Genomic DNA, 3327 nt, shown 5'->3' with positions numbered 1-3327 from the left:
CTTGCCGTCCTGCTTGATCAGCTCGGGTTTGTAGTCCCACGTCTCGAGTTGGCTGACCGCTCCAGCACAAAAAATCACCAGCACCCGCTTCGCTTTGGCGGGGTAATGGGGTGCCCGCGGTGCAAACGGTCGTGCCGGATCGATCTCCGGCGACGCGGCCGCGAGTGTGCCGCCACTGAGCAAATCCAGCAGCGTCACCGAACCGAGTGCCGATGCGGTACTGCTAAGAAAACCACGTCGATTCAGCGGCGAGAATTCGCTGCGTGAGAGCGTTGGATCATGATCGTTCATCAGCGAAGCTTCTTCGAATTAAGGCAAGAACAAAAATTCGTTACTGTTAAATAACGCTCGGCAAAGCGACTGCAATCCATAATCGCGGACAACGGGCATCGCATCGGAGACCTCTTCCGCGGCGGGTTCTCGGTTCAATGCAATCTGGTACACACGGCGAATCTGAGACTCGAGTTCGTCCGCATTCGATTCAGATTTCACACGTGTCGCGAACGCTTCGGATTGTTCGAGTGTAAAACGGCTGTTAAACAAATTCAGTGCTTGGATCGGCGTGGTCGACTCGATTCGCCGCGCGGTACTCTGTCCACCGTCGGGACAATCAAATGCGCCGAATACGGCATCACGTTCGCGGCGGACTTTGTGAGCGTAAATCATCCGCCGCAGTCCGTCGCCGCTAAACGACTCGACTGGAGTGAACCCCGACAAGCCGCCACGTTGGTTGAACAGATTGAATCCGCGTCCGCCCATTTTGTAGTCCAGTCGTCCGCTGGTCATCAGCATCGCGTCGCGGATCGCTTCGGCATCCAAGCGACGCGTGGGGAAACGCCACAGCAAACGTCCATCGGCGTCACTGGCAAAGCCGTCCTCGTCGAACCGATTCGATTGCCGATAGGTGGCCGACAAAATAATTTCACGATGCAACTGCTTGACCGACCAACCCGAATCGATGAATTGGCGTGCCATCCAGTCCAACAACTCGGGATGCGTCGGCTTGGTTCCCATGCGGCCAAAGTCGCTGGCGGTTTCGACGATCCCCATCCCAAAATGGCCTTGCCAAATCCGGTTCACCATCACGCGAGCGGTCAACGGATTGGCAGGATCGGTGATCCAGTCGGCCAGTACGGCTCGCCGCTGTTGTTCGGGTGCGTCCGCGGGCAGCGAGACTGATCCGAATGACGCCAGCACCGTGGGCGCGACCAGGTCCTCGGGTTGCTCGGGGTCGCCCCGGCGAAGCAGATGAATGGCATCGGGCGTGCGAAATTTTCCGGCAAACGCCCGTGGAATATCAGACAACCTCGCGATCCGCTTTTCAAGCTCGCTCCTGCGATCGTTTAGCTTCGTCGCTTCCGCGGCTTCGTCGGCGGAAAGTCCGTCGGTCGAAAACGCAAGTGGCTTGGATTTACCCGAATCCAATGGGGCTCGGTCTGATGCATCGGCAACCCGCGTCCATTCTCCTCGCTCGTCGGCGACCTCGATCGTGTACTCGGTCGCCAACCGGTCGGCGAATTTACCTTCGCGGTCGCGGCCCCAGGCGATACGCTGGATTTCCGCGGTTTTCGCAAGCTCGACTTCGACCCAGCCTTTGCCGGTCTGGTTGGACATCCAGCTTCGCGAATTGCCATAGCGTCCGTCATTGAGAAACCGCAGCTCGTGCCGATTCTTTTGAGTTTTGCTGCCCGACGATGTGACGGTCGCACCGCGACTGGCCAACGCAAGATTGTTGCCTTCACCGTCAAAAATCTCTAGCTCGTCGATACACGGTTCCAATTTGTTGGTAGCGTGGATCGTGAACCGCACTCGCTTGGTTTGAACCGGAGTGAAACGGTCGGTATTCAATCGCGAATTGATCGCAGGACGCGTGGCTCCGGAAGCGGCCAGCGGCGTGAAGCGGGCCAGTTGGTTATCGAGTTTCGCCAGTTCCGATTTCAACTTTGCCGACTCGCTGCGTCGCCGCTTGGCATCGGCGGGATCAAGTTCACGATCGGCATATTCGACTCCGGCGACAAATGCCTGCATCGCGTAATAGTCGTGTTGCGAGATGGGATCAAATTTGTGATCGTGACAGCGTGCACAGCCGACGCTCAATCCAAGAAACGTTTGGCTGATGTTGACGACGATCTCATCAATCGAGTCCTGACGGGCCAGTCGTTTGGACGGCTCGTCCTTTCCGATCTGGCCGGGCAGTAACACCGAGGCCGTGATCAGAAATCCGGTCGCCGCGTTTTGATCCAATGCATCGCCGACAATTTGTTCGCGGATGAATTGGTCGTAGGGCGTGTCGTTGTTGAAGGCATCGATGACGTAGTCACGATAGGGCCATGCATTGGGCCGTTCGGTGTTGACTTCGAAACCATGAGTATCGGCATACCGCACGACGTCCAACCAATGCTGGGCCCAACGTTCGCCGTAGCGAGGCGATTGCAGCAAGCGGTCCACAGCCGCTTCGTAGGCAGAGTCATCGTCGCCCACGTCATTCAAAAACGCAGTCATTTCATCGGGGGTCGGCGGCAGCCCGGTCAAATCCAAGGTCACTCGTCGCAGCCAGATTCGCGGATCGGCGGGCGGTGCAGGACGCAGCCCCGCTTGCTCGAGTCGGGCCAGCACAAAGCGGTCGACATCGTTGCGAGGCCACGCTTGGTTTGCAACGTCGGGAACCTCCACGTCCGCGAGCGGTTTGAATGACCAGTGGTCGAGTCGATCTTCCAAGACGGCAAGGTCGACGCCGTCGGGCCAGACCGCGTCTTGTTCGACCCAGCGAGTCAACGTGGTGATCTCGGTGTCCGAGAGCGGATGGTCACCGGGTGGCATCCGCGAATACTCATCATCGCTGGTGACCAGTTCAATCAGCGGGCTGTCGTCGACGCTGCCGGGAACCACCAGCTCGCCATAGCCATCGCCGCCTTTAAAGGCTTCGGATTTGATATCCAGCCGCAGGCCGCTCTTTTGCTTCGCTTCGCCGTGACAGGAATAGCAATGTTTTTCGAAAATGGGGCGAACATCGCGAACGAAATCGACGACTTCGGCACTAGCATGGCTTGCCAGAATGATGGCGAGCACGACGAGGGCGAGAGCTCTTTTCATGGGATTTCTCAGCACCATTGGCAAGCGACACAGGGTGCATCGTCGGGGAGGGTGGGATTCGGACAGGGCGAGGCTACTATCTTACCCTCAAATGCGTCGGCGTGCTGCTGATTGTGTTAGCGGTTTTGGCCAACGCTGTGAAGCATTTATCCCTATAAGGAAAACGCTAATTAACTGTAGCGAAGGTCGCAGAAACTCTCTGTGAGTTTCGAAAGCTCGCTGAAGGCTCCTTTT

The 3327-nt window shown here is 57.6% G+C and carries 2 protein-coding genes; both read right to left on the bottom strand.

Annotation, left to right across the window (positions count from 1 at the left end; genetic code table 11):
- Positions 1–291 (bottom strand): DUF1501 domain-containing protein (locus RMSM_RS28185; RefSeq protein WP_008705159.1); only part of this gene is annotated, 291 nt, incomplete at its 3' end.
- Between the two features lie 18 nt (positions 292–309).
- Entirely contained in the window at positions 310–3093 is a 2784-nt protein-coding gene (locus RMSM_RS28180) for a DUF1553 domain-containing protein (RefSeq protein WP_201767088.1), read from the bottom strand.
- Positions 3094–3327: the final 234 nt, after the last annotated feature.

The organism is Rhodopirellula maiorica SM1 (genome assembly GCF_000346295.1).
GTDB classification, from domain to species: domain Bacteria; phylum Planctomycetota; class Planctomycetia; order Pirellulales; family Pirellulaceae; genus Novipirellula; species Novipirellula maiorica.
This window is presented reverse-complemented; position numbering and strand designations above follow the sequence as displayed.

Coding starts and splice junctions, on each gene's coding strand:
- RMSM_RS28180 (WP_201767088.1), bottom strand. CDS start 3,093: ATGAAAAGAGCTCTCGCCCTCGTCGTGCTCGCCATCATTCTGGCAAGC.